The sequence below is a fragment of the Pseudovibrio ascidiaceicola genome (genome assembly GCF_900114245.1).
GTDB lineage: Bacteria > Pseudomonadota > Alphaproteobacteria > Rhizobiales > Stappiaceae > Pseudovibrio > Pseudovibrio ascidiaceicola.
The window spans coordinates 82,104-104,537 of sequence record NZ_FOSK01000017.1 but is presented as its reverse complement, the minus strand read 5'-3'; the positions used below and the strand labels follow the sequence as shown (position 1 = coordinate 104,537).

Genomic DNA, 22,434 nt, shown 5'->3' with positions numbered 1-22,434 from the left:
GGCCAAATCTCAGACCCAGGAGAACGTTCGCTCACCCCAGCACTTCGTCGCAAACACCCCTGCCCCAAAATGCAGCAAGCACAAACATCATCAGCACCCAGAGCAAACGGCCAAACTCAAACCACCTCAAGCCTTCAAATCAAGCCAACACTAAATATCAGCCCAATCCCGGCAACCAAATCACAACCAACAAAGTCTCAAGGAGAACATTACAGGAATAGACCACGATCAAATCAGGCTTCACTATCCAAACAAACGCCAAACACCCGACTATCGGTAAAACCCGAGTTCTTTGACAATTGAATAATGAACATCCCGAGCACCCCACACTGTGGCCAACATTGCAAAACCAATGCAGGCGGCAGGCTCTTACCTGAGCTAGCGGAAGAGGCAGCACGCTGTCACCCCAGAAAGAAAGCAAAAGCCAATCACCGACGTAAAAACTGTTCCAACAGGTAACGACCCTCATACTCCCAGTGAGACAGACGACCTGTATGACCCATCACCAACAATCCCATGCAATGCGCAATTGCACCCGCTGTCCACTCAGGAGGTCGGCCTCCAGCACAAGCACGGTCCTCAATCAAGTCAATCACTCCACCAACTTGCTGATTAAGAACGCCATCAAGATCACGCCCCAATCCAACCCGCTTCAATCCACCAAAAACATACAAACCCAAAGACAGATCATCCGGGCGTCCATTATAGAAGTCAAAGAATGCAAGCACACCAGCTCCAGCCTGCTCTTCTATAAGGGAACAGTTCTCAATGGCGTCAGTAACCACTAATTGCAATTCCTTGAGCGCCTCTTGCAAAACTGCGTAGTAAAGCTCTTCTTTGCCGTGAAAGTATGGGTAGATCGCTCCGGTTGTGCACCCGGAAGCACGGGCAATAGAACGCATCGAGGCACCGTCCAGACCTTCTTTTGCGAAAACATCACGTGCGGCATTCACAATGAGTGACCGGCGCGCTTCTCGCAGGTGGTCTGCCCGCCTTTCGCGGGCATTAACCTCGGTGCTTTCTTGGTTATTTAAGTCAGGCATAATCTCTCACATTAAAGGGGCGCATTAATTGGGCGGTTCGTGGTCCAATCAAAAGTGCCCTGATCACGCTCACGAACAGCTTGCTTCCACGATACATCTTCCGCTCGCTGTTTGAAGTTCATCCCTTCAGGGCTATGGCGTGTAATGCCGTCAAAAAGCGTCGCAATCATTTGAGTTTGGTAAAGTCCCATAGACTCAATTGCCTGGTTGATCATGAGTTTTTGCATCATAAGCTGGTTCACCGGAATGCCAGCCATCCGCTCAGCAAGCTTTTCAACTTCATCATCAAGTTGATCGGAAGGGACTGCTTTATGGATCAAGCCAATTCGCTCTGCCTCACGGCCATCAATCTTGTCACCAGTCAACAGCATGCGTTTTGCACGCTCCGGACCAAGCCGGTAAACCCACATTGCGGTTGTAGGGCACCCCCAAACGCGGACCGGCATATAACCAATGTGCGCATCCTCTGCCATGACAATCATATCTGAACACAATGCGATATCCGAACCACCGGCAACAGCATGACCATGCACTTTTGCGATGACAGGCCGATAGCTGCGCCACAACGACATAAATAGATCAGTATTCTGCTTCATGAAGGCATAATCCTTCATAGGATCCCAAGGCATTTCCTGAACGCCGGGGTTGCTGCCCTCAGCTTCAGCATAAGCCGTCAAATCATATCCAGCGCAAAATGCAGGTCCACTGCCGCCAAGCACGATGACATGAACACCATCATCAGAGTTAGCCCGCGCCACACAAGCCGCCAGTTCCTGCGGAATATCCATATCAATAGCGTTCATCACCTCTGGTCTGTTCAGCGTGATGCGTGCAATACGGCCATCTTTTTCATAAAGTACTTTAGTCATAACCTCTCCCATAACGACTCAATAAAAATATAACAGTGTTATATCTGAAAAAATTGGCCAATAGGAGAACTCGGCAGCTCAGTTAGCCTCCGGGTTTCAACGCTCCTAATACGTCTCTAGGTTCGGCATAACTATAGGATCCAACACCAACATCCATGTGATCCATTGATCCTGATATTTATACGCTCCAACAAAACTGAGATCTTGAAAAGCACCTCCCAACAGCACCTCACACCAAATACGGAGCATGCTCGGTTGAAAAATAAGAAGCCGCCAGAGAAGCATTAAGGCGGAAACATCAGTTCCCGCCTCACAACTCATGCAAAACATCGCTGAAAATTCATTTACAACTCAAGCCGAAGCTCTGCACCTTCATTTTTCGCACGCGAACAACACAGAACCAGAGTGTTTTCTTTTTCTTTCCCACTCAGCACAAAATCGCGATGCTCAACTTCAGCACCTTGGTACTTGGCAGTGCAAACCCCACAAATGCCATCCGAGCACTTAGTTGGCACAGAGATTCCCTTTTCATTCAGGACATCAGCCGCACTCTTGTCCTCTGGAATCTCAATACGCTCACCCGTTGACGCCAGTTTTACAAAAAAGCTCGTATTAACGTAGTCGCCCTGATCCGGCACCGAGAAATACTCTTTATGTAGGCTCTCTTCAGCCCAGCCCTGAGCAGCAGCAGTATCCAGCACACCATCCATGAAGACATCCGGACCACACGTGTAAATATGATATCCATCTTCAAAATCGGCTAGAATGGTGCTCAGATCTGCCCGCGTTCCCTCACTGGAACAATGGATAAAGGCCTTGTCCGACCAAGGAGCATTCTCAATTTCATCAATAAAACCAGCTTTGTGGCGGTAGCGAAAGCAATAGTGTAATTCAAAAGGTTTTCCAAGCACATGCAAACGATGCGCCATTGCAATCATTGGCGTCACACCAATTCCACCACCAAAGAGCAGGGTTTTCTTAGCATCCTCATCCAATGGGAAATGATTGATTGGTTTGGAAATGAAAACCCGGCGTCCCTCATGGAAAATCCGGTGCATCAGCGCAGATCCACCGCGCCCTTCTTTTTCTTCTAAAACACCAATCACATATTTACTGCTGTCTGCCGGATTGCCGGCCAGAGAGTACTGACGCAAAAACTCAGGGGCCACAACAACATCAATATGCGCTCCGGCTTCAAACACAGGCAAGGGAGAGCCATCATCCAGCATAAACTCGTAGCGTGATACCCCTTCCGCTTCCACATCCACCTTAGAAAGACGAACAGCCAAGACCGGCGACGAACTCGCGCTAACCTCATAAACAGGTGCAAGATCATTAGAGCCAGCCGCAAGTCGGGCTTTATACTCATCAGCAGAGATCATGCCCTGATAGGCTTTGATCCCCGCCTCGCGATCCATCATAAACGGAAACGGCCACGGATGCGGCGCAAGATTGGCTGGGTATACCGCCAGCGTCTGATCTTCATATTTGAGATCAAGATCAAGCTGCAGTTCACGCGCATTGGTCTCTTCAGCAATCACGTAGTTGCCATCACCGCTCGCGACGAGATCCCACCACCATTTCTTGACAGGGTTTATGGATCCGTTGCCTAACTTGTCATCCAGCTTAGCAAGAACCTTAGCAGAAGATGGCATCTTCATTGCCGTCCAGCGGAATGGAGCTTCGCTGAACAGGCCTTCAAGGTTCCACGGACACGTTTTCATGCAGCGACCGCACAAAGACCCTGCAGGCTGGGAGACGCGATATCGCGCGCACTTCTCGGAATCTGACTTCCAGATCTCGTAACCGTTGAACATGCGTTTCGGCCCGGCCGTGATAGCCCCGGATGGACACTCACGCGCGCATTTATTGCAGCTCTCACAAAAGCGTTGCAGGCCGAAATCAATTGGTTTGTCGTAGGTAAACGGCATATCTGTCGTCACCACGCCGGACTTTAAGCGCGGGCCGAGATAAGGGTTCAGAATAACCTCCCCAATCCGGCTCACTTCACCAAGACCAGAAAGCAGCAACAGCGGAGGCTGAAGAACCTCGCCATCCACCACAGAATGACAGCGCGCCGGATACCCAAGGCGGCGAATTTGCTCGGCGACAATACCGCCGATAATGGAAGTCCGCAAATATGCACGCATGGACTGAGCGCCGGAGATCCAGTCATCGCCACTGGCACCCTCCATTGTCTCATGCCCCTGATCCACCAGAATGGAGATCGCATTTTTGTGGTACGGCGTGATGGGTTCACCGCGCGCATCATGAGAATAATAGGCGTGATCCGGACAGCGGGACAGCCCAACCGCATCGGCTCCAAGGAAATAGAGTGCTGATTTTACGTTGGCCGCGTTTTTATCCAGATCCAGGGCACTCGGTGAAACGTCTGAGGCGGTCTCACCATCTTGCAGCAAGATCAACGCGGCAAGGGCACGGCGGGCGCAGTATCCCATCGGGTTTTTGGCGAGGTAACCGCCGTTTTTGGCCGCTTCCTGAAGAGGTTTCCCCATATCCCCAAAGAGAGCACGCGCAAACATGTCCGTCCGTTTGGGGACGCGTGGCACGCGCGGCTCATCAATAAAGGTCGTTGTCTCGTCAACCCGCTTGATCTTCTCAAACGGAAACGCCCCCATGTGATAATCGCGGTTCTCAAAGGGCTTCCGGTTGAAGGCATTCTTGAACGTTCCCATGCCCAGCTGCCATGCAGGGCCGTGAGAACTCCAGATATCCGCCAAACTCCGCGGCGCAAGCGGCTGGTCGGATGTCAGTTTAAGCGTGGTCGTCACAGCTGCCAGCGTAAATGCACGCCCGACATATGGATTGGAAACGATTGCGTCGCCGTCTTTCTCAAGCACTTCCACCAGTCCAGCAGAAACCGCTAATCGGTTCAGATCAACATCCGCACTGCTCGTGGTATGCGCACGCGCTTCAACCCCCAGCAAACGCAGATAGTTGGCAAGAACCACCGCCACTTCAGCCGCGCGGATAGCAGAGCGCTGCTCACAAGTACCCACGATCCAGTCACCACCGGGTTCATTAGCTCTCGGCTCACGCGGATGTTCCATCAACACCACCAGCGCAGAACCATGATGCGTCACAGGACCAGGTGTGGATGCAGCACTGTCGCGCACATCTGCCATCGTCACATCAATACCGGCTGCCAATGTCTTGGGCTGAAAACCCTGCAAATCTTTTGCTAGCTTATCCAGATCAGGGTTGCGCAGCGATTGCTCAAGAAAATGCTCCGGAATCAGGTCACAGGTACCCATCATCGTTGCATCAAAGAAGTAGCCTGCAGCTTTGAGGTGATTGGCCCGCTCCTGCGGATCATCTGGAATCTCAGAGAGCTTGGCATTGTGGGCTCCATCACGGATCGCATCCATGATCGCGCTGAAGGATGCCATCGAGTTACTCAGGATCTCTGGATTATCGGTCTGCGAGAAAACCGTTGGCACCACCCCAGGCACACGCCCCAGATCAACTGCCTCATGCGTCCGTTTCAATCGTTCAGAAGGATATGGCCCAAGATGAACCTTTCTGTTCTTATAAGAAAACAGACGCATATTACTCTCCCCCGGCCGGCTAGTTTGGCGATACTACTATGTCCCGGCTTATTAGCTCTTGCAGTGGCCTAGTCCTCCCCGACCAAACCACTACGAAAATTCATCAATCAACTCATAGGCATTGCTGAGCTCATGTCAACATTAAGCACCCAGATCACCGCGAGTTGAAAGAAAACCCGCAGCCAAACGACAATATAATTGCCACCCAAAGGATCACAATTGAGTTTTTCACTCAAGACGCTCATAATTTGAGGAGATACTGCCAGCAACGCAAACCCTCCAGACAGACAAATCCGTCTCAATGAAATGCATCTGAGAGCCGTGTTGGAACGATGGCTTGAGCTTACAAAAAAACAGCCGCCCGGTTAATGATGAACCGAACGACTGCTCTTCTGACAATAAAACTGGCTGCTACTTAATTTCAATCTCATATGTATTCCCACCGGATATGATGCGTCCTGCGGAATACATTCGAAATTTGGTCACGACCTTGTCTGTGCCGCGAAAATCTTTATCCGGCGAATAGTACATGATCAGATCGTTCGTCTGTTTACCTGCACATTTGCCTGCCGATTTTGGCAGAGCAGATCGGGATTGCACAAAACGAACCACACCATGCTCCGGCTTTTTGACAAAAGAGACTTTTGGCAAGGCTGCGGAGTTGCACGTCTCAGGAACATAATAGCTATAAACGTTAAGTTTTGCAGTACGGTTAGCTGCAACCTGCGACCTGATCAACTCAGCATTTGCACTGAACGAGAACACCACAAATAGGAAGATCCAAATGTATTTCATCGCAATTCTCCCAAAATTTAAATCAAAATTATATAAACTAGAGAATCGACAAAGCACAATCAAACATATGTAATATTCATATTGAACACACAAGTAGATCTACTCTTTAATTTCAGACTTCTCCCTTGCGTAAACCTTCATTCAAGAAAATAATCGCGAAAATATTTTAGAATACAAAATCTATTTTCATTTGCGAAATACCGTAAATTATTGATTATGCAGAGCTCATGCAGATGTTTGTAATACTTTTGCAACCAGATCATCACGACCTAATCTTCCATCGAGACGCAAAACAGGCGTTTCGCACTCTTTCAACCAAGCTTCATGCCGATGTCTGCTCCTGCCAGAAAAGTCTGGTTGCTCATATTGCGATGCCCACTGAAAGAAAGCTTCGTGCGTCTCAAACATGTCACCGCCTTCAAGAATACGATCTCCAAAGCGTTCTTTTTCTCGCTTCTTCAATCGTTGAAGACGCTCTTCCTGCGGCACACTTATGAAGACAATAAGAGAGCTTTGTGAAACCAGCGCTTTCGCCCAACCCTCACACGCTCCACTCAAAACCCATCCCCCCTCGCCCATAGCTGGTTTCATAAGCGAAATCCGTTCTTCTTCGGGCCGTTTTACTGAAAAGGGTGGCTCTGTTTGCTCCCAAAAATAATCATCAGAATCCACATGAGGAACCGAAAGAGCCTGAGCAAGCCTATGGCCAAGCGTGGTCGAACCGGCGCAAGAAGCTCCGAAGACATAAATACGTTTATGCAAGGCAAGAACCTTTCTTGCTAAGATAAGGAGGATGGAACGCGCGCGGCAAGGTCGCTGGCAATACGAACCAGCTCGCTTTGAGACCCAAAGCCAGCCTTTTCCGTTATTCGTGCCATATGATTACGCGCAGTATTATAGCTGATATGCATTTTGTCAGCTGTCTCCCGCATTGACAAGCCAACAACAAGGTTTTGGATCAGCTCCGCCTCTCGCTTCGTAACATCCATGCACTCCTGCAAATAGTTGACTGGCGCAACAGACACAACGGAAGGATCAATCACAATGGCAAGCACAGCATCATCGGCAGGAACAAAACAATCAAGATAAACAGGCGAACGCTCCAGTCCCCGAATAGGAGTCATTGCAAACAGAGCCCCTCGCATCTGCTCACTTTGAAGCGCTAAGGGGCCTATTGGCATTTTTCCAAGCCGAACTCTACTCGCAGTTTCTTCCAGCAATTTTCGCTGGTTATGAGAACGGACAGAAAGCTCACCACGACAATCAACTTGAATGAGGTTTGATGATTGAAACAAGCGCTCGGCTTCTACATTCGCAGCAGAAACATGCAATCCACGATCCAGGATCATCGCCGCACTGGGAACCCGCTCCAGCCAATGGGAATCTGAAGGAACCCATTGCTCTCGCTGCCGCAACTCAAGCGCCAAAGAAAAAGCTCGCTGAAAATGAGGCCGGATGCGCTCCAACGTATCACACAGGATCTGGTCTTCTTTGCCTACAAAGTCATCGGGCATTGTGAACGCAACAATCGCGGCATCGCCACCCTGACGATGCATCAAGAACCCACGCGAGCGATCAAAGGTGTTCTGTTTGGCAAGCACTCTTTCATAAAACTCAGAGCGCTTAACCACGTCTGGCGGGATGTAGCGTTCACTATACAGGACAGACTGAAACGGAGCGATAGCGGCGAGAGGAGGAAATGGATTGCAAGCTCCAGCTTCATTCATATCTGCAACCATACCCTCCGCAGCATTTTGAAAAGACATATAGTAATAGTCATTATTCAGATAACACTGAACCTGAACGCCAATCAGAACATCAGGATGGGAGGCAGCAAGACCTTCAAAAACCTGTCCAAGATCCTGCCCCAGTACCACACTGGAATACATTCTCCCGATCAGATCTTCACAATCCGTCATCTCACCCTCTGTCGCGGCACTCTCGCAGCAAGATCACTTGCAAGCCGAACCAACTCACTTTGAGAATTTACTGAAACCTTGTCGGCAATACGCGCCATATGATTGCGTGCAGTATTGTAGCTGATCTCCAGTGCATGAGAGGTCTCACCTACCGAAGCCCCACGAACCAGATACTGGAGTAACTCAGCCTCACGTTTAGAAACTCCGAAATAGTGCTGAAGGTTCTCCAGTTCCGCCAAGGGTTGATCCCCCGGATCCATTATCATGCAAAGAAGCGGCTGCGGCCCGCGTACAAAAGGAGCCAGATAAACAGGTGTTTCTGAGAGCACATTTATTGGCATCACAACAAAGAACGGATTGGGCGCTGCCTCACCAGTCAGGACCAGCGGCCCAAGGGGTTTGCCTGAGGTCCGACACTGCACAATAGCATCCTCAAACAACTTGCGATGTGCGTTATGGCGTGAAGAAACTTCTCCACGACGATCAATAAAGAAGCTCTGGCTGGAACCGAAAAACACTTCTGCCTGCTTGTTGGCAAAAGCAACATGATGCCCTTGATCCAGAATAAACGCCGCACTTGGAATACGATCCAGCCAGAAGGAGTAAGCATCTGTCAGACCACGTCTTTGTTCCAGATGTAGCGCCACCGAAAACGCATTTTGAAAATGAGGCCTGACAGTTTCAAGAGTGTGATCGAGCTGTACTGCATCAGGTCCGCCAAAATCAGATTGCACCGCTACCGAAACCATAGCCGCGTCCATCCCCTGACGATGGATCATAAAGCCGCGCACGCGGTCAAACACTCCGTAATCGCTGAAGACTTTGTCAAAAAAGTCAGTATCTCGAACTTCATCTTGGCTGATAAAATCCTCTGTATGTATCAAGCCATTCAATGGAGCAAATTTCGCAAATCTGGGTAATGGATTGCTCTGCCCCGCAGCAAGTATTTTCGCTTCCATATCCTCTTTGGTGTTGAGGAAGGCCATGTGATGATACTCGAGTGAATTAAGCGAGACGATCTTGTAACAGAGCATGGTCTCGCGAAAAGACGACGCCATTGGCTCAAACGCCTGCCCAATATCCTCACCAAGAGCGATATTGGCATAAAGTCGCTGGACCATTTCATCGTGTACGCTCTGCATCACCCCACCCGAATCGGACAAACACCTCTTATGTCTCTACGTAAATTAAATAGTAAAATTTCCAGATATCAATAAAACTGAAGAATATTTTCTTTGAGACGCTATAATTTCAAAACTCAAACTAGAACCACCCTAGAAATATCCTTAAATATTTTTATTTATTCATGACGAATACAAGCAATTTAAACTACTTACTATCTGCATCAGCAGGTCTCAGAACCAGACGCGTGATGATGGCATCCTTCTGCTCCTCAAGAGTAAAATCCCAGCCCATCCGTCGCGCTATACGCTCGCAAAGTGAAAGCCCAAAGCCGAAGCTTTCTTCATAAACAGAGGCAGCATCCGCTTTACTGCCAGCTGAGACAGGGTTCTCAATCTCAAAAACCCCATTTCGATAACTAATTTTGATCTCACCCTTCTGGGCATGCTGGAACGCGTTGCGGATCAGGTTACCAAACAAGATCAGCAAAGGCGCTTTAGGCAGCTCTGCTTCATCCTCACTCAAATCCAGTAGTTCTGTGAGCGGCTTATTCCCCTTCAGATAAGACAGCTCTTCAATACACCCAATAATCAGTTTCGCTGGCACAAGTTTCTCAACTCGTGGTGGCGCGGAGCTCTCTCTGCCCAACCAAAGCAAAGTCTCTACGATAATGCGCATGTTCAGGTTAGCCCGTTGAATACGCTCCACGGGCACTGTGTCGTCAGAGCCGCTTTCCTGACTTTTCAGGAGTGCAATATTGCCTGCAATCACTGTAATCGGTGTCCGCAGCTCATGGCTCGCATAGCGCAGAAACGTCTGCTCACGTTCAACAAACTCAGAGATCCGGGAAACGGTATCTGTGAGTTTCAGCGCAAGATTGTTCAGTTCACGAAACCTGAAGTTGGGAGGTGTTTCACCCACATTCTCAGCATTCAGTGATTGCGCCCAGTTCTCCAGATTTTGGATAGGTCGGATCAGCCGCTTCGATAAAATACGCGCACTCACAAAGGTCGCAAGCAGGTTGACAATCCCCACGATGGCAAACGCAAGAAGGACCACCTGATCATCTTCAGAATCCTCCGTATACTCTTCTGTACTCTCAAGCGTAATGTAGAGATTGCGACCATCTTTCAGCGGGTAGATGTACAGATAGAGGTAATAGGTCTCCTTGCAATTTCCCTCGGCATCGCAACCTCGATCTTCATCATCGTAATAAAGCTCCAGCGGCTCCAGTGTCTCATCCTTAAAACGACGAGACGCTTCAGCAGGCAACGCTTCAAGCGAAAAGGCACTCTGGATCAGGTAAGTCTCTGGCAGCGGAGCATCAGGATTTGCCTGCACAGCCTCTTCATAACTTTGCCCCAGATCATCTAGCAGGTAGATGATGCTCTCATCTGAGCCAGCCACAAAGAAGATTGGCAGCAAAAGCGTGTAGACCAGCAACAGCAGAATAACGCCAAGAAAGAAAGCGATACCAAGTTCGCGAAATATGCTACGCCCGCGCACTCTGGCTACTTTCTTACTCACCATCTATCTTCTCCCTCAGGCTGTATCCTCCGTTAGCATCACGGCAGATCACCTCAGTCTCTGCAGCCCGTTGGATTTGCTGGCGAAGTTTGTACAAATGCACATTCAGGCTGTTACTCTCCGGCGGTTCATCCCCCCACAACCCACGCTCTAACTGCTCCCGGCTCACTGATGCTGGGCTATGCTTGCTTAGAATTCCCAGGATCTTCCAGGCCGTCGGCGAGAGACGCAAAACACGGTCTCCGCGCTTCGCGATGTTCCGTGCAAAATCCACCTGTAAGTCAGCAACTTCAAATATCTTCGCCTTCGCACTCCGCCGCCCGGAAAGCGCCCGCAGCCTCACAACCAGCTCCTCAAACGCAAAGGGTTTGACCAGATAGTCGTCCGTTCCGGCTTCAAATCCAGCCAATTTGTCAGAAAGTTCATCCCGTGCAGTCAGCATCAAAACAGGGCGGTCAATGCCTTCCCGGCGCAACGTTTCACAAACAGTAAGACCATCCATCTTAGGCAACGTCAGATCCAGAATGATAACGTCAAAATATCCCTGCCGCGCAAATTCTAGACCCGCCTCACCATTGTAAGCGTGATCGCAGCTAATACCGTGGATTTTCAACACATCAGCAATCGTTCCGGCCAAATCCAGGTCATCTTCTACCAGCAGCGCAAGCAGGTTTTCAGTCTCATTCGTTGCCATCATTCTACCTGCCAAACTCGCCAATCAATTCCGTCATCAAAAGCACACCAATGCTGCAGCATCATGTGCTTCACCCCGCCCACATTGTGTTTACAACATATACCAGTAGAGCAAGCCCAATAACCAACGAGTGAACACCGTTGGTTTTTTCATCCCTGCCCGATATTTACGTAAGGCTGGGCTTGCTCGTATACATGTCGCAGCAACAACAATCTCCGAGAATGTTTGAGACATAAATATGCCGATTAAAATGAAGCCCAAGTCCTATGGCCCACTGACGGTCGCCTCTCATGAGTATGGACAGTTCTGGGTGACCAATGAGTTCGGCCATCAATACTCGGCAGGCTACGGAGACTCCGATGAGTTCTCCGCCCCATCAGACCTGATCATGTCCGCACTTGGGTCTTGCATGGCAATTTCTTTGGAAATGGTGGCCAAGCAGCAGAAGGTCTCACTCGGCAATGTCTACATCACCGTAAACGCTGAAAAAGCATCCACGCTGCCTCACCGCTTTGGCAGCTTCCATCTGGAATTCGCTCTCCCAGAGTTTAAGGACCGCGAAAGAGCAGAGGCTCTGATCAAAGCCGCCAAAGAGATCTGCACCGTGTCCAACACGCTAAACGCAGAGATTAGCTTCGCGCTCATCTAGCTTCTTCCAGTAAGAAGCCCGAGACAAATCTGCCTCGGGCTGAAAATTCCAACTCAATCAATGAAAGCGTCAAACCAGGCGCCGTGCAGCGCCGGAAATGCGCACAGAAGCGCCCGCCTCCGATGGGATTTTTGCCGAAATGAGCGATTTCAAACCCATATCCTCGCCCTGGACAATCTGGATCTCACCACCATGTGCCCAATCGATATCACGCAGGTAACCAGAAAACGCCGCCGCAGCAGCACCCGTGGCCGGGTCTTCAAACACACCAGCTGACGCAAACGCATTGCGCACATTAAACTCTTGCGGCCCACGAACATGAACCAGCATGATTGTCACAAGACCCTGCCCAAGCATGAACTGCTTCATTGCCTCCAGATCGTAAGCCATATCTGCGAGCTTAGCCCTGTCAGTCAAAGCAAGCACCAAATGATCCGCACCGCCATGCACCCGCGCAGGCAGAATGCGAAGATCCAGATCATCCTCACTTAAACCAAACAGCTCAAGTACCTGTGCTGTCACGTCATCACTCAGAGCTTCGCTCCTGGTCTGCGGAGATTGCAGAGCGGCTTGCAGCTGCCCGTTCTCCTGCCAGCTTTCCACTGAGATCACAGCTTCATTTAACTCAAGGCGATGTGTTTTCCGGCCTTGCTGCTGAGCCAGAACCGCGCCCAGCGCGATCGTCGCATGCCCACAAAACGGCACTTCATTTTCTGGCGAAAAATACCGCACCCGATACCCACCTTTATCAGCAAGAGGTACCGCAAACACGGTCTCGGAATACCCAAGATCAGCCGCAATAGACTGCATCTGCGCATCAGGAAGCATCGTCTCACCCACCAGCACACCTGCTGGGTTACCACCTTCGTCTCCATGAGAAAATGCCGAGATATGTTGAAGCGCTAAAAGATCTGTCTGCATGAGAACCTCCAATCGTCATGACTGAAAAAATAGCCAGCAATGGCCTCATGCTATATAGAGAAAGAAAGGCAAATTGCACGAAATGCCCTCACATTTTAAAGCGAGTTAACAGAAGTGCCTAAAGAGATAAAACAACTGGACGAAACTGCCTGTAAAATCCTAGAGATTCTGGAGCGCGACGCCCGCATCTCCATCAGCGAGCTGGCGGGCCGCATCGGCCTCTCCGCCCCCAGCACCACAGAGCGTGTTCGTAAGCTGGAGCAGGACGGCATCATCACAGGCTTTACGGTCGAGATAAATCCCAAGGCACTCGGCTATAGCCTGGAAGCAATCGTGCGCGTCAAACCAAGCCCTGGCAATCTGCATGTGGTGGAACAGCTCATCCTAAACGAACCCCGCTTCACCTCCTGCGATAAAGTCACCGGAGAAGACTGCTTCGTCACCCGCATCTACCTAAAAGACGTCAGCGAACTCGACGACCTGCTCGACCCTCTCCACGAAAAAGCAATGACCAACACATCAATTGTGAAGGCTTCTCCAATTAAGAACAGGATGGTTCCGCTACGGTGATAACTATTTTTGATGATTCTTTTCTTCCAGCTTCTGATTAAATAGATAGCCAAAAATAAAAGTAAGGAAGCCTGAGAGCACAGTTATGACCCTCTCAACTACAGTATCAAACTGCTCAGAGGGGAAATGGCCTAGAGATAAGATCCCCGAGTGAACGAGTATCCAAAAGGTGCAGACCAGACCAATTAATCCAGCCAAGCCATAAGCAATCATAATTGCTGTATTCTTGGAGGCATGTTCGTAAGAATTTTCAGTATAGCTAAATCGCGGAGTTCGATGAGTTTCGTTCTTGTATTCCTCAACTGAGTCTTGCAGAGATTGATTTTTCAATCCTGAGAAAGCCGCTTCTACAAACTTCAAGTCGTTTTCATAGGACGAAGCATCTTGCACTGACATAGGATCGTCTCACGTACTTAAAGTGCCATTTCCAGCTTTATTTAACTCACAATTGCTTTTGCAAGACCTTCTTCATAGCCTGCTTCCTGCAGCCGCAACATTGCCAGGTCATCAGCCTCAGAAATCTCGGACAGAATGTATTTAATCGCCTGTTTTACAGCATTAGCCTTAGCCCCATCAACACCATAATGTTTCGCTAGAGTACCAAAGCTTACTCGATCTAATGCGACTTCAAGAGAGCTTTTCTGTCTATTGTATCCATAGCCATACGTCGATTGAGAAGGCATCACTTCATGTTTCTCTTTTAACAAAGCTGACATCACATTCTCCAGTATGGTATTGTTTGCTTAGCAAACTGCTAAACGTAAGTTGCAGACGACCAACGCAAGCAATGACAAGACAGATTTTGAGTAAAGATTGAACAGATTATGCGGAAAGTATAAGTCTAAACTCAGCTGGCTATAAATACCCGATATTAGGGAGAAAAAATCTAGAAGCTCAGTTTATTCTCAGTACCGGAGAGCAGTCTGCCGATATTCGCGCGGTGCTTGGCAACCACGATGAATGCCATCGCCAGTGCGAAGATCTGGAAGTAGATTGTGTGACCAAACATCGGGATAAAGGAAAGCACAGTGAACAGCAGCGCGGCGCAGATGGAACCCAGAGAAACATAGCGGGTCGCAGCAACAATGAGCACAAAAGACCCAAGGCAGCTTAGCGCGATAATCGGATCCAGCATAAACAGCACAGCAGCAGCCGTCAGCACACCTTTGCCGCCTCTGAAGCCGATAAAGACCGGCCAGTTGTGGCCAACTATCGCCCCAGCCCCGGCAAGCAACATGCTCACACTGTCCACCGTAACACCTGAACCAGCGTATACACCCAGATACAGACCCACCAGACAAGCAACAATGCCTTTCAGGATATCTCCTACAAGAACAAGCAGAGCAGCAGGTTTGCCAAGCACGCGCAGTGTATTGGTAAGTCCGGCAGACTTGCTGCCATACTCACGGATATCCTTGCCATAGGCTTTGCCAACCAACACAGCCGTACTGATACTGCCCAGCAGATAACCCGCTCCAAGAGCTGCAATTAGCTTAATCAGATCAATCACAGGAATAGCCCCTAGCCCACAACGCCCTGTAGCACCAGTTTCTGGTGCACCTCGATAATCTCATCGATACTAAGACGTCCGTCGGGACGATACCAGAAGCAAACACCGGTCAGCATGGCAATGATCGCATAAGCGGCAACTTCCTGATCCACTTTAGGAAACACTTCTGCCCTAACCCCGTCGGACAAAATGTTCCGCAAATTGGCCTCATACTGGCTGCGTTTGGTCACAACATCCGCACGGTAGTCCTCCCCCAGAGACCGCAGCTCCAGATTCGCAATCACAACGTCCGCCCGGCGTTCAATGTGGTAGCGAATGTGAAACGCAACAAACGCTTTGAGACGGGAAACCGGGTCGTCCCCCTTGCCCTCCAGCTTCTCCCAGTTCTCAATCAAGCTGATCATATGCTGGTTCATCAGCGCCTGAAGCAGCTCGTCCTTACTCTCTACATAGCGATAGACTGACCCCGGCTGCACGCCCACCTCAGCTGCAAGCTGGCGAAGCGTCATCGCCTCAAAGCCCTTGGCTTCAATCAGCTTTTTCGCTGCTGCGTAAATCGCAGTTTTGGTATCTGCGCCAACGGAGCCTTTGGTTCGTGCCACGGTCTAAACCTTTTCCAATCAATCAGGAGACGCAATGTTTCAGCGCATGCCCGAGCGATGCCTAGCAGTTTTCGGGAAAGAATACGCAACAGGAAATGCGCCCTAAGGGTTATTGCATGGTAGCTGAGCCCCTGCTATTAATCAAACGAACGTTCGTTTAATTAATTTACGATCCACTGGGAAGCTCGTTAAAGAGCGTGGATCGCAGAGCTTCGGTAGCAGGAGGAAGCGCCGTGTTTGACGCTGTAATGAATTTTGGTCTTGGTGAAGATATTGACGCTCTGCGCGAAACCATTCGCCGGTGGGCACAAGACAAGCTCGCACCGCGCGCCGCTGAGATCGACGAGACCAACGAGTTCCCCAATGATCTCTGGAAAGAGATGGGTGACCTTGGCGTGCTTGGCATGACAGCTGACCCGGAATACGGCGGAACCGGCATGGGCTATCTCGCCCACGTTGTTGCGGTTGAGGAAATCTCCCGCGCCTCCGCATCTGTTGGCCTCTCCTACGGAGCACACTCCAACCTGTGTGTGAACCAGATCAACCGCCACGGCACCCCTGAGCAGAAGTCCAAATACCTGCCAAAGCTCTGCTCCGGTGAGCATGTGGGCTCTCTAGCCATGTCTGAGCCGGGCGCAGGCTCTGACGTTGTTTCCATGAAGCTGCGCGCTGAAAAGCGTAATGACCGCTACGTGCTCAATGGCAACAAAATGTGGATCACAAACGGCCCTGACGCCTCCACTCTGGTGGTCTACGCAAAGACTGATCCAGATGCTGGCCCCAAAGGCATGACAGCTTTCATCATCGAAAAAGGCATGAAGGGCTTCTCTACAGCGCAAAAGCTGGACAAACTCGGCATGCGCGGCTCCAACACGTGTGAGCTGGTCTTTGAAGACTGCGAAGTCCCATATGAGAACGTCCTCGGTGAAGAAGGCCGCGGTGTAAACGTGCTGATGTCCGGTCTGGACTACGAGCGCGTTGTCCTTTCCGGTGGTCCACTGGGCATCATGGCAGCAGCTATGGACATTGTGGTTCCTTACATCCACGAGCGCAAACAGTTCGGCAAAGCCATCGGTGAATTCCAGCTGATGCAGGGCAAAATCGCAGACATGTACACCCTGATGAACGCCTCCCGTTCCTACGTGTACGCCGTCGCAAATGCGTGTGACCGCGGCGAAACCACCCGTAAGGACTCCGCTGGCTGCATCCTCTATTCCGCAGAAAACGCAACCAAACTGGCGTTGGAAGCAATCCAGTCCCTCGGCGGTAACGGTTACATCAACGAATACCCAACCGGTCGCCTGCTGCGTGACGCGAAACTCTATGAAATCGGCGCAGGCACATCTGAAATTCGCCGTATGCTGATTGGTCGTGAGCTCTTCCAGGAAACCAAATAATGGCTGTTATCAAGTCTCAAGCTGCAACGGGTTCGGAAAGTTACAAAAACAACCGCGCCCTGCATCTCGCCGCAATGGATGAGGTGCGCACAGCAAGCCAGCAAGCCCTTTTGGGCGGGGGCGAAGGCCCTCGCGAACGGCACGTGTCCCGCGGCAAGATCCTCCCGCGTGAGCGCGTTGCCCGTCTGATCGACCCGGGTTCTCCATTTCTGGAAGTTGGCCAGTTTGCTGCCCACAACATGTATGAGGGCGCCTCGCCTTCAGCTGGCATAGTCACCGGCATTGGCCGGGTCAACGGCATTGAGTGCATGATCGTGGCCAACGATGCCACGGTGAAGGGCGGTACTTATTATCCGCTGACAGTCAAGAAGCACCTGCGCGCCCAAGAAATTGCCATGGAGAACAATCTCACATGCATTTACTTGGTGGATTCTGGCGGCGCTAACCTGCCCCAGCAGGATGAAGTGTTTCCGGACAAAGAGCACTTTGGTCGTATCTTCTACAATCAAGCCAACATGTCTGCAAAAGGCATTCCGCAAATCGCGGTGGTTATGGGTTCCTGTACCGCGGGTGGCGCATATGTGCCAGCCATGTGTGATGAGACCATCATCGTAAAAGAGCAAGGCACCATTTTCCTCGCCGGTCCTCCACTGGTGAAAGCCGCCACGGGCGAAGTGGTTTCTGCTGAAGATCTGGGCGGTGGGGATGTTCACACCCGCCTCTCCGGTGTGGCAGACCACTTGGCCCGTGACGATGCTCATGCTTTGGCACTGGCCCGTCAGGCTGTGTCCAACCTCAACCGTCGCAAGCCAGACCAGCTTCAGCTGCAAACGCCGGAAGATCCGCTCTACGATCCAGAAGAAATCCTCGGCGTTGTCCCTGCGGATCTGAAAACACCATACGACGTGCGTGAAGTCATCGCCCGCGTGGTGGATGGCTCTCGCTTTGATGAGTTCAAAGCCCGCTACGGCACCACGCTCGTCACCGGATTCGCTCACATCCACGGTATGCCTGTCGGCATTATCGCCAACAACGGTATTCTGTTCTCAGAAGCCGCGCTTAAAGGCGCCCACTTTGTAGAGCTGTGCTGTCAGCGTAAAATCCCGCTGGTCTTCCTGCAAAACATCACCGGCTTCATGGTCGGGCAGAAGTATGAGGCAGGCGGCATCGCAAAAGATGGCGCTAAGCTGGTAACAGCCGTGGCATGCGCAAAAGTTCCAAAAATCACCATGCTCATTGGCGGTTCCTTCGGCGCTGGCAACTACGGCATGTGTGGCCGGGCTTACTCACCGCGCATGCTCTGGACATGGCCAAGCTCCCGCATCTCCGTCATGGGCGGCCCGCAAGCTGCCGGCGTACTGGCAACAGTGCGCCGTGACGGCATTGAGCGCAAAGGCGGCACTTGGTCAGCGGAAGAAGAAGCAACCTTCAAACAGCCGATCATTGATCAGTTTGAAGAGCAAGGACACCCGCTCTACGCCTCTGCACGCCTCTGGGATGACGGCATTGTCGACCCGCGCAAAACTCGTGACGTCCTGGCACTGTCCATCGCAGCAAGCCTCAACGCACCAATCGAAGACACGCCATTCGGCGTCTTCCGCATGTAAGGGGCTCGGTATGTTCAAGAAAATCCTTATTGCGAACCGTGGCGAGATTGCTTGCCGTGTTGCAAAATCCGCCAAAGCCCTCGGCATCAAGGTTGTTGCTGTCTACTCAGATGCAGACCGCGATGCTCGCCACGTGCAGATGGCTGATGAGGCTTATCGCCTTGGCCCTGCGCCAGTGGCGGAGAGCTACCTCAACATTCCAGAGCTACTCAACGCTGCCAAAACCAGCGGCGCAGACGCCATCCATCCGGGCTACGGTTTTCTTTCAGAAAACCCGGAGTTCGTGGAAGCTGTCGAAGCAGCTGGCCTTGTCTTCATCGGCCCACCCGCGGACGCAATCCGCGCTATGGGCCTTAAAGATGCTGCCAAAAAACTCATGGAAGAATCCGGCGTTCCAGTCGTACCGGGTTATCATGGCAGCAACCAGGACGCTGAGTTCCTGAAAAGTGAATCCGACAAGATCGGCTATCCGGTCCTCATCAAAGCCCGCGCAGGCGGAGGCGGCAAAGGCATGCGCCGTGTTGATGATCCGGCAGACTTCTTTGAAGCTCTGGAAGGCGCTCAGCGCGAAGGTCAGTCCAGCTTTGGTGACCCACGCGTCCTCATCGAGAAGTACATCCTGTCACCACGCCACATCGAGGTGCAGGTCTTCTGTGATGGTCATGGCAATGCAGTACACCTGTTCGAGCGCGACTGCTCCTTGCAGCGTCGCCACCAAAAGGTGATCGAAGAAGCCCCTGCCCCCGGCATGACAGAAGAGATGCGCAGCGCCATGGGTAATGCTGCCGTTAAAGCAGCTCAGGCCGTGGGGTATGAAGGCGCTGGAACCGTTGAGTTCATTGTTGATGGCTCAGAAGGTCTACGATCTGACCGTTTCTGGTTCATGGAGATGAACACGCGCCTTCAGGTGGAACACCCAGTCACGGAAGCCATCACCGGTCAGGACTTGGTCAACTGGCAGCTCTCCGTAGCAGCTGGTGGCAAACTACCTCTGATGCAGGACGAGCTCACAATCTTCGGTCACGCATTCGAGGCACGTATCTACGCAGAGGATGCTGAAGCAGGCTTCCTGCCAGCAACCGGAACTTTGAACGAGCTGAAACTGCCGGAATTGTTCGCTCGTATCGACAGCGGTGTACGCAAAGGCGATACGATCACCCCTTACTACGATCCAATGATTGCAAAGGTGATCTGCCACGGCGAAACCCGTGAAGCTGCTCTGGCAAAAATGTCTCTGGCCTTGGAAAAGAGCCAGGCAGTTGGCTGCACCACCAACATCACCTTCCTGCATCGCCTCTGTAACCACGAAGGCTTCGCAAAAGGTGAGATGGATACGGGCCTCATTGACCGTGAACTGGAAACCCTCACCAAGCCGACAGCACCAACCAAGCACGCGTTCGCAATGGCAGCTCTCATCGAGCTCGGCTTTGCAACTGAAACTGCATTGGTCCATAACGATCCGTGGGTGAGCCTCACAGGTTGGCGTCATTGGACAGCAGCACAGCAAATTGCGCATCTGTCTTGGCGTGACGAAGTCACCGAAGTTGTGGCAAACCGTCATCATGATGGTAGCCTGACCGTTACGATTGATGGTGAAACCTTCAATTTGCAGATCCTCTCCGTAGACAACAACCACATGCGCGTGGATTTTGCCGGCCAGATCACCTCAGCTGATTTCTTCGCAGAAGACACCAGTCTCACATTATTCTCCGACGGTGTTACATGGCGTTTTGATTTGCCGGATCATCTGGCAGAGCAAGACGACAACACTGCCTCAGGCAATGCAATTGCCTCGCCAATGCCAGGTCTTGTACGGGCAGTAAACTGTAAGCCGGGTGACGAGGTTTCTGAAGGCGATACGTTGATCGTGACCGAAGCCATGAAGATGGAACACTCTCTCAAAGCACCGCGTGACGGCGTTGTGGCTGAAGTGATGGCATCTGCGGGTGACCAGGTGGAAGAAGGCGTTATACTCCTCACGCTTGAGGAGGAGGAATAACCGTTGTTGCCATCAGCGAATACCTATGAGGAACTCCGAGAAAAGTTTCAGTGGGACATCCCGGAGTTCTTTAACATTGGCGTAGATATCTGTGACAAGTGGGCGGACAAAGACGCCGCCCGCGAAGCACTCATCTTCGCCGAAGAAGACGGGCCAACAACCACCTACAGCTTTGGTGACTTGAAAAAGCTGAGCAATCAGCTGGCCAATCTGCTCCTATCTCAAGGCATAATCCGCGGTGATCGCGTCGGCATCCTGCTGCCGCAAGCACCAGAAACAGCCTTCTCTCATATTGCAATTCACAAGCTCGGCGGCATCTCCATTCCGCTCTTCTCCCTGTTTGGCGAAGAGGCACTGGAGTACCGACTGGGTAACTCCGGCGCCAAAGCTCTCATCACCAACAACGCTGGTGCTGCAAAGCTTGAAAAGATCCGCGAAAGCCTACCAGAGCTTGAACTAATCCTGAACATTGAGGGCACTGACTTTGGCACCCGCTCACTCCATGCAGAAATGGCAGAGCAGAGCGAAGACTTCACACCGGTGAAGACGAAGGCTGAAGATCCTGCCATCATCATCTACACCTCTGGCACCACAGGCCAGCCGAAAGGCGCGCTGCATGCACACCGCACGCTGCTGGGTCACCTGCCCGGTGTGGAGATGCCGCACAACATGTTCCCGAAGGAAGGTGACCGTTTCTGGACGCCTGCGGACTGGGCATGGATTGGCGGTTTGATTGATGTTCTCCTGCCGAGCCTGCACCACGGCGTTACAGTCGTTGCCTGTCGCTTCAAAAAGTTCAGCGGCGAAGCAGCTTTTCAGCTGATGCAGGATCTGAAAATTCGCAACGCCTTCATCCCACCAACCGCGTTGAAGATGATGCGGCAGGTTGAGAACCCGAAGGACCGCTGGACCTATTCCCTCCGCTCCCTCGGCAGTGGCGGCGAAGCCCTTGGCGCAGAGCTGATCCAATGGGGCCAAGACACGTTTGGCCTGACAATCAGCGAGTTCTATGGCCAGACCGAATGCAACCTCGTTGTCTCCACTTGCGCAGAACTGATGGAAACCCGTCCCGGCGTCACCGGCAAAGCCGTACCGGGCTTTGATGTGCAAATCGTAGACGACAAAGGCACCGTTCTCGAAGCTGGCCAGCTTGGCAATATTGGCGTTCGCGCACCAAACCCCGTCATGTTCCTCCAATACTGGAACAATCCGGAAGCCACGAAAAAGAAGTTCTCTGGCGAGTTTCTCATCACGGGCGACAAAGGCGTGATGGATAAGGATGGCTGGATCCAGTTTGTTGGCCGCGATGATGATGTCATCACCTCATCTGGTTACCGCATCGGTCCCGGTGAGATTGAAGACTGCCTGCTGAAACACGACACAGTTGCCATGGCAGGTGTCATCGGCAAGCCAGACAAGCTACGCACCGAGATCGTCAAAGCCTACATTGTGCTGAAGGAAGGTGTTGAGCCATCCGACGAACTGGCCAAGGAACTTTCTGATTTTGTAAAACAGCGATTAGCTGCGCATGAATATCCACGTGAACTGGAATTTGTCGAAGCCCTGCCAATGACAACAACCGGAAAGGTTATCCGCAGAGAACTTCGTGCCCGCGCTATCGACGAGGAGGTTTGATAAGCG

General features: G+C 51.4%; 20 protein-coding genes. 6 read left to right on the top strand and 14 right to left on the bottom strand.

Annotated elements, in window-relative coordinates:
- Window positions 1–428 precede the first annotated feature (428 nt).
- The 9 genes from BM231_RS24305 to BM231_RS24260 all read right to left on the bottom strand — a co-directional run bounded on the left by BM231_RS24305 (window position 429) and on the right by BM231_RS24260 (window position 11,541).
- Window positions 429–1,043: a TetR/AcrR family transcriptional regulator gene (locus BM231_RS24305; protein ID WP_093523673.1), complete on the bottom strand. Its 615-nt coding sequence runs from the start codon at window positions 1,041–1,043 to the stop codon at window positions 429–431.
- Window positions 1,044–1,054: 11 nt separating this feature from the next.
- On the bottom strand, window positions 1,055–1,912 hold the full coding sequence (locus BM231_RS24300) for a crotonase/enoyl-CoA hydratase family protein (RefSeq protein WP_093523671.1): 858 nt from the start codon (window positions 1,910–1,912) through the stop codon (window positions 1,055–1,057).
- Window positions 1,913–2,256: 344 nt separating this feature from the next.
- Window positions 2,257–5,481, bottom strand: a complete 3,225-nt coding sequence (locus BM231_RS24290) for a 2Fe-2S iron-sulfur cluster-binding protein (RefSeq protein WP_093523667.1) — start codon at window positions 5,479–5,481, stop codon at window positions 2,257–2,259.
- Between the two features lie 411 nt (window positions 5,482–5,892).
- Window positions 5,893–6,276 carry a hypothetical protein gene (locus tag BM231_RS24285; protein WP_093523665.1) on the bottom strand — a complete coding sequence of 128 codons (384 nt, stop codon included), beginning with the start codon at window positions 6,274–6,276 and terminating at the stop codon, window positions 5,893–5,895.
- A 225-nt stretch (window positions 6,277–6,501) separates the two neighbouring features.
- Complete coding sequence (locus BM231_RS24280) at window positions 6,502–7,038, bottom strand: P-loop NTPase family protein (RefSeq protein ID WP_093523663.1); 537 nt, start codon at window positions 7,036–7,038, stop codon at window positions 6,502–6,504.
- A 17-nt stretch (window positions 7,039–7,055) separates the two neighbouring features.
- The gene (locus tag BM231_RS24275; RefSeq protein ID WP_093523661.1) at window positions 7,056–8,195 is read right to left on the bottom strand and encodes a helix-turn-helix transcriptional regulator; all 1,140 of its coding nucleotides are present in this window, start codon (window positions 8,193–8,195) and stop codon (window positions 7,056–7,058) included.
- Window positions 8,192–9,337: a helix-turn-helix transcriptional regulator gene (locus tag BM231_RS24270; protein WP_063313058.1), complete on the bottom strand. Its 1,146-nt coding sequence runs from the start codon at window positions 9,335–9,337 to the stop codon at window positions 8,192–8,194. The genes BM231_RS24275 and BM231_RS24270 overlap by 4 nt, the downstream gene beginning before the upstream one ends.
- Window positions 9,338–9,524: 187 nt before the next feature.
- A complete protein-coding gene (locus tag BM231_RS24265) occupies window positions 9,525–10,847 on the bottom strand; it encodes a sensor histidine kinase (RefSeq protein WP_208860618.1) in 1,323 nt (440 codons plus the stop codon).
- Window positions 10,837–11,541: a response regulator transcription factor gene (locus BM231_RS24260; RefSeq protein WP_093523659.1), complete on the bottom strand. Its 705-nt coding sequence runs from the start codon at window positions 11,539–11,541 to the stop codon at window positions 10,837–10,839. Before BM231_RS24260 ends, BM231_RS24265 begins: the two co-directional genes overlap by 11 nt.
- 235 nt (window positions 11,542–11,776) lie before the next feature.
- On the opposite strand from BM231_RS24260, the gene BM231_RS24255 reads away from it, so the two are divergent.
- The gene (locus tag BM231_RS24255; RefSeq protein ID WP_093523657.1) at window positions 11,777–12,187 is read left to right on the top strand and encodes an OsmC family protein; all 411 of its coding nucleotides are present in this window, start codon (window positions 11,777–11,779) and stop codon (window positions 12,185–12,187) included.
- 69 nt (window positions 12,188–12,256) lie between these two features.
- Here BM231_RS24255 and BM231_RS24250 read toward each other — a convergent pair whose 3' ends face one another.
- Complete coding sequence (locus tag BM231_RS24250) at window positions 12,257–13,108, bottom strand: PhzF family phenazine biosynthesis protein (RefSeq protein ID WP_093523655.1); 852 nt, start codon at window positions 13,106–13,108, stop codon at window positions 12,257–12,259.
- A gap of 114 nt (window positions 13,109–13,222) precedes the next feature.
- Between BM231_RS24250 and BM231_RS24245 the strand changes: the two genes are divergently transcribed.
- On the top strand, window positions 13,223–13,678 hold the full coding sequence (locus tag BM231_RS24245; RefSeq protein ID WP_093523653.1) for an Lrp/AsnC family transcriptional regulator: 456 nt from the start codon (window positions 13,223–13,225) through the stop codon (window positions 13,676–13,678).
- A gap of 3 nt (window positions 13,679–13,681) precedes the next feature.
- Here the strand turns inward: BM231_RS24245 and BM231_RS24240 are convergent, their stop codons facing one another.
- The 4 genes from BM231_RS24240 to BM231_RS24225 all read right to left on the bottom strand — a co-directional run bounded on the left by BM231_RS24240 (window position 13,682) and on the right by BM231_RS24225 (window position 15,790).
- Window positions 13,682–14,074, bottom strand: a complete 393-nt coding sequence (locus BM231_RS24240; protein ID WP_093523651.1) for a hypothetical protein — start codon at window positions 14,072–14,074, stop codon at window positions 13,682–13,684.
- Window positions 14,075–14,115: 41 nt separating this feature from the next.
- A complete protein-coding gene (locus tag BM231_RS24235; RefSeq protein ID WP_093523649.1) occupies window positions 14,116–14,394 on the bottom strand; it encodes a hypothetical protein in 279 nt (92 codons plus the stop codon).
- 170 nt (window positions 14,395–14,564) lie between these two features.
- Window positions 14,565–15,188 carry a glycerol-3-phosphate 1-O-acyltransferase PlsY gene (gene plsY / locus BM231_RS24230; protein WP_093523647.1) on the bottom strand — a complete coding sequence of 208 codons (624 nt, stop codon included), beginning with the start codon at window positions 15,186–15,188 and terminating at the stop codon, window positions 14,565–14,567.
- 11 nt (window positions 15,189–15,199) lie between these two features.
- The gene (locus BM231_RS24225; protein ID WP_093523645.1) at window positions 15,200–15,790 is read right to left on the bottom strand and encodes a TetR/AcrR family transcriptional regulator; all 591 of its coding nucleotides are present in this window, start codon (window positions 15,788–15,790) and stop codon (window positions 15,200–15,202) included.
- Window positions 15,791–16,038: 248 nt separating this feature from the next.
- On the opposite strand from BM231_RS24225, the gene BM231_RS24220 reads away from it, so the two are divergent.
- Genes BM231_RS24220 through BM231_RS24205 form a run of 4 tightly spaced genes read left to right on the top strand, consistent with a single transcriptional unit; the run spans window position 16,039 to window position 22,428 of the window.
- On the top strand, window positions 16,039–17,187 hold the full coding sequence (locus BM231_RS24220) for an isovaleryl-CoA dehydrogenase (RefSeq protein WP_208860621.1): 1,149 nt from the start codon (window positions 16,039–16,041) through the stop codon (window positions 17,185–17,187).
- Window positions 17,187–18,794, top strand: a complete 1,608-nt coding sequence (locus BM231_RS24215; RefSeq protein WP_093523641.1) for a carboxyl transferase domain-containing protein — start codon at window positions 17,187–17,189, stop codon at window positions 18,792–18,794. Before BM231_RS24220 ends, BM231_RS24215 begins: the two co-directional genes overlap by 1 nt.
- A 10-nt stretch (window positions 18,795–18,804) precedes the next feature.
- Window positions 18,805–20,793 (top strand): acetyl-CoA carboxylase biotin carboxylase subunit, encoded by a 1,989-nt coding sequence (locus BM231_RS24210; RefSeq protein WP_093523639.1) that lies wholly within the window; start codon window positions 18,805–18,807, stop codon window positions 20,791–20,793.
- Window positions 20,794–20,796: 3 nt separating this feature from the next.
- Entirely contained in the window at window positions 20,797–22,428 is a 1,632-nt protein-coding gene (locus BM231_RS24205) for an acyl-CoA synthetase (RefSeq protein WP_093523637.1), read from the top strand.
- Window positions 22,429–22,434 lie beyond the last annotated feature (6 nt).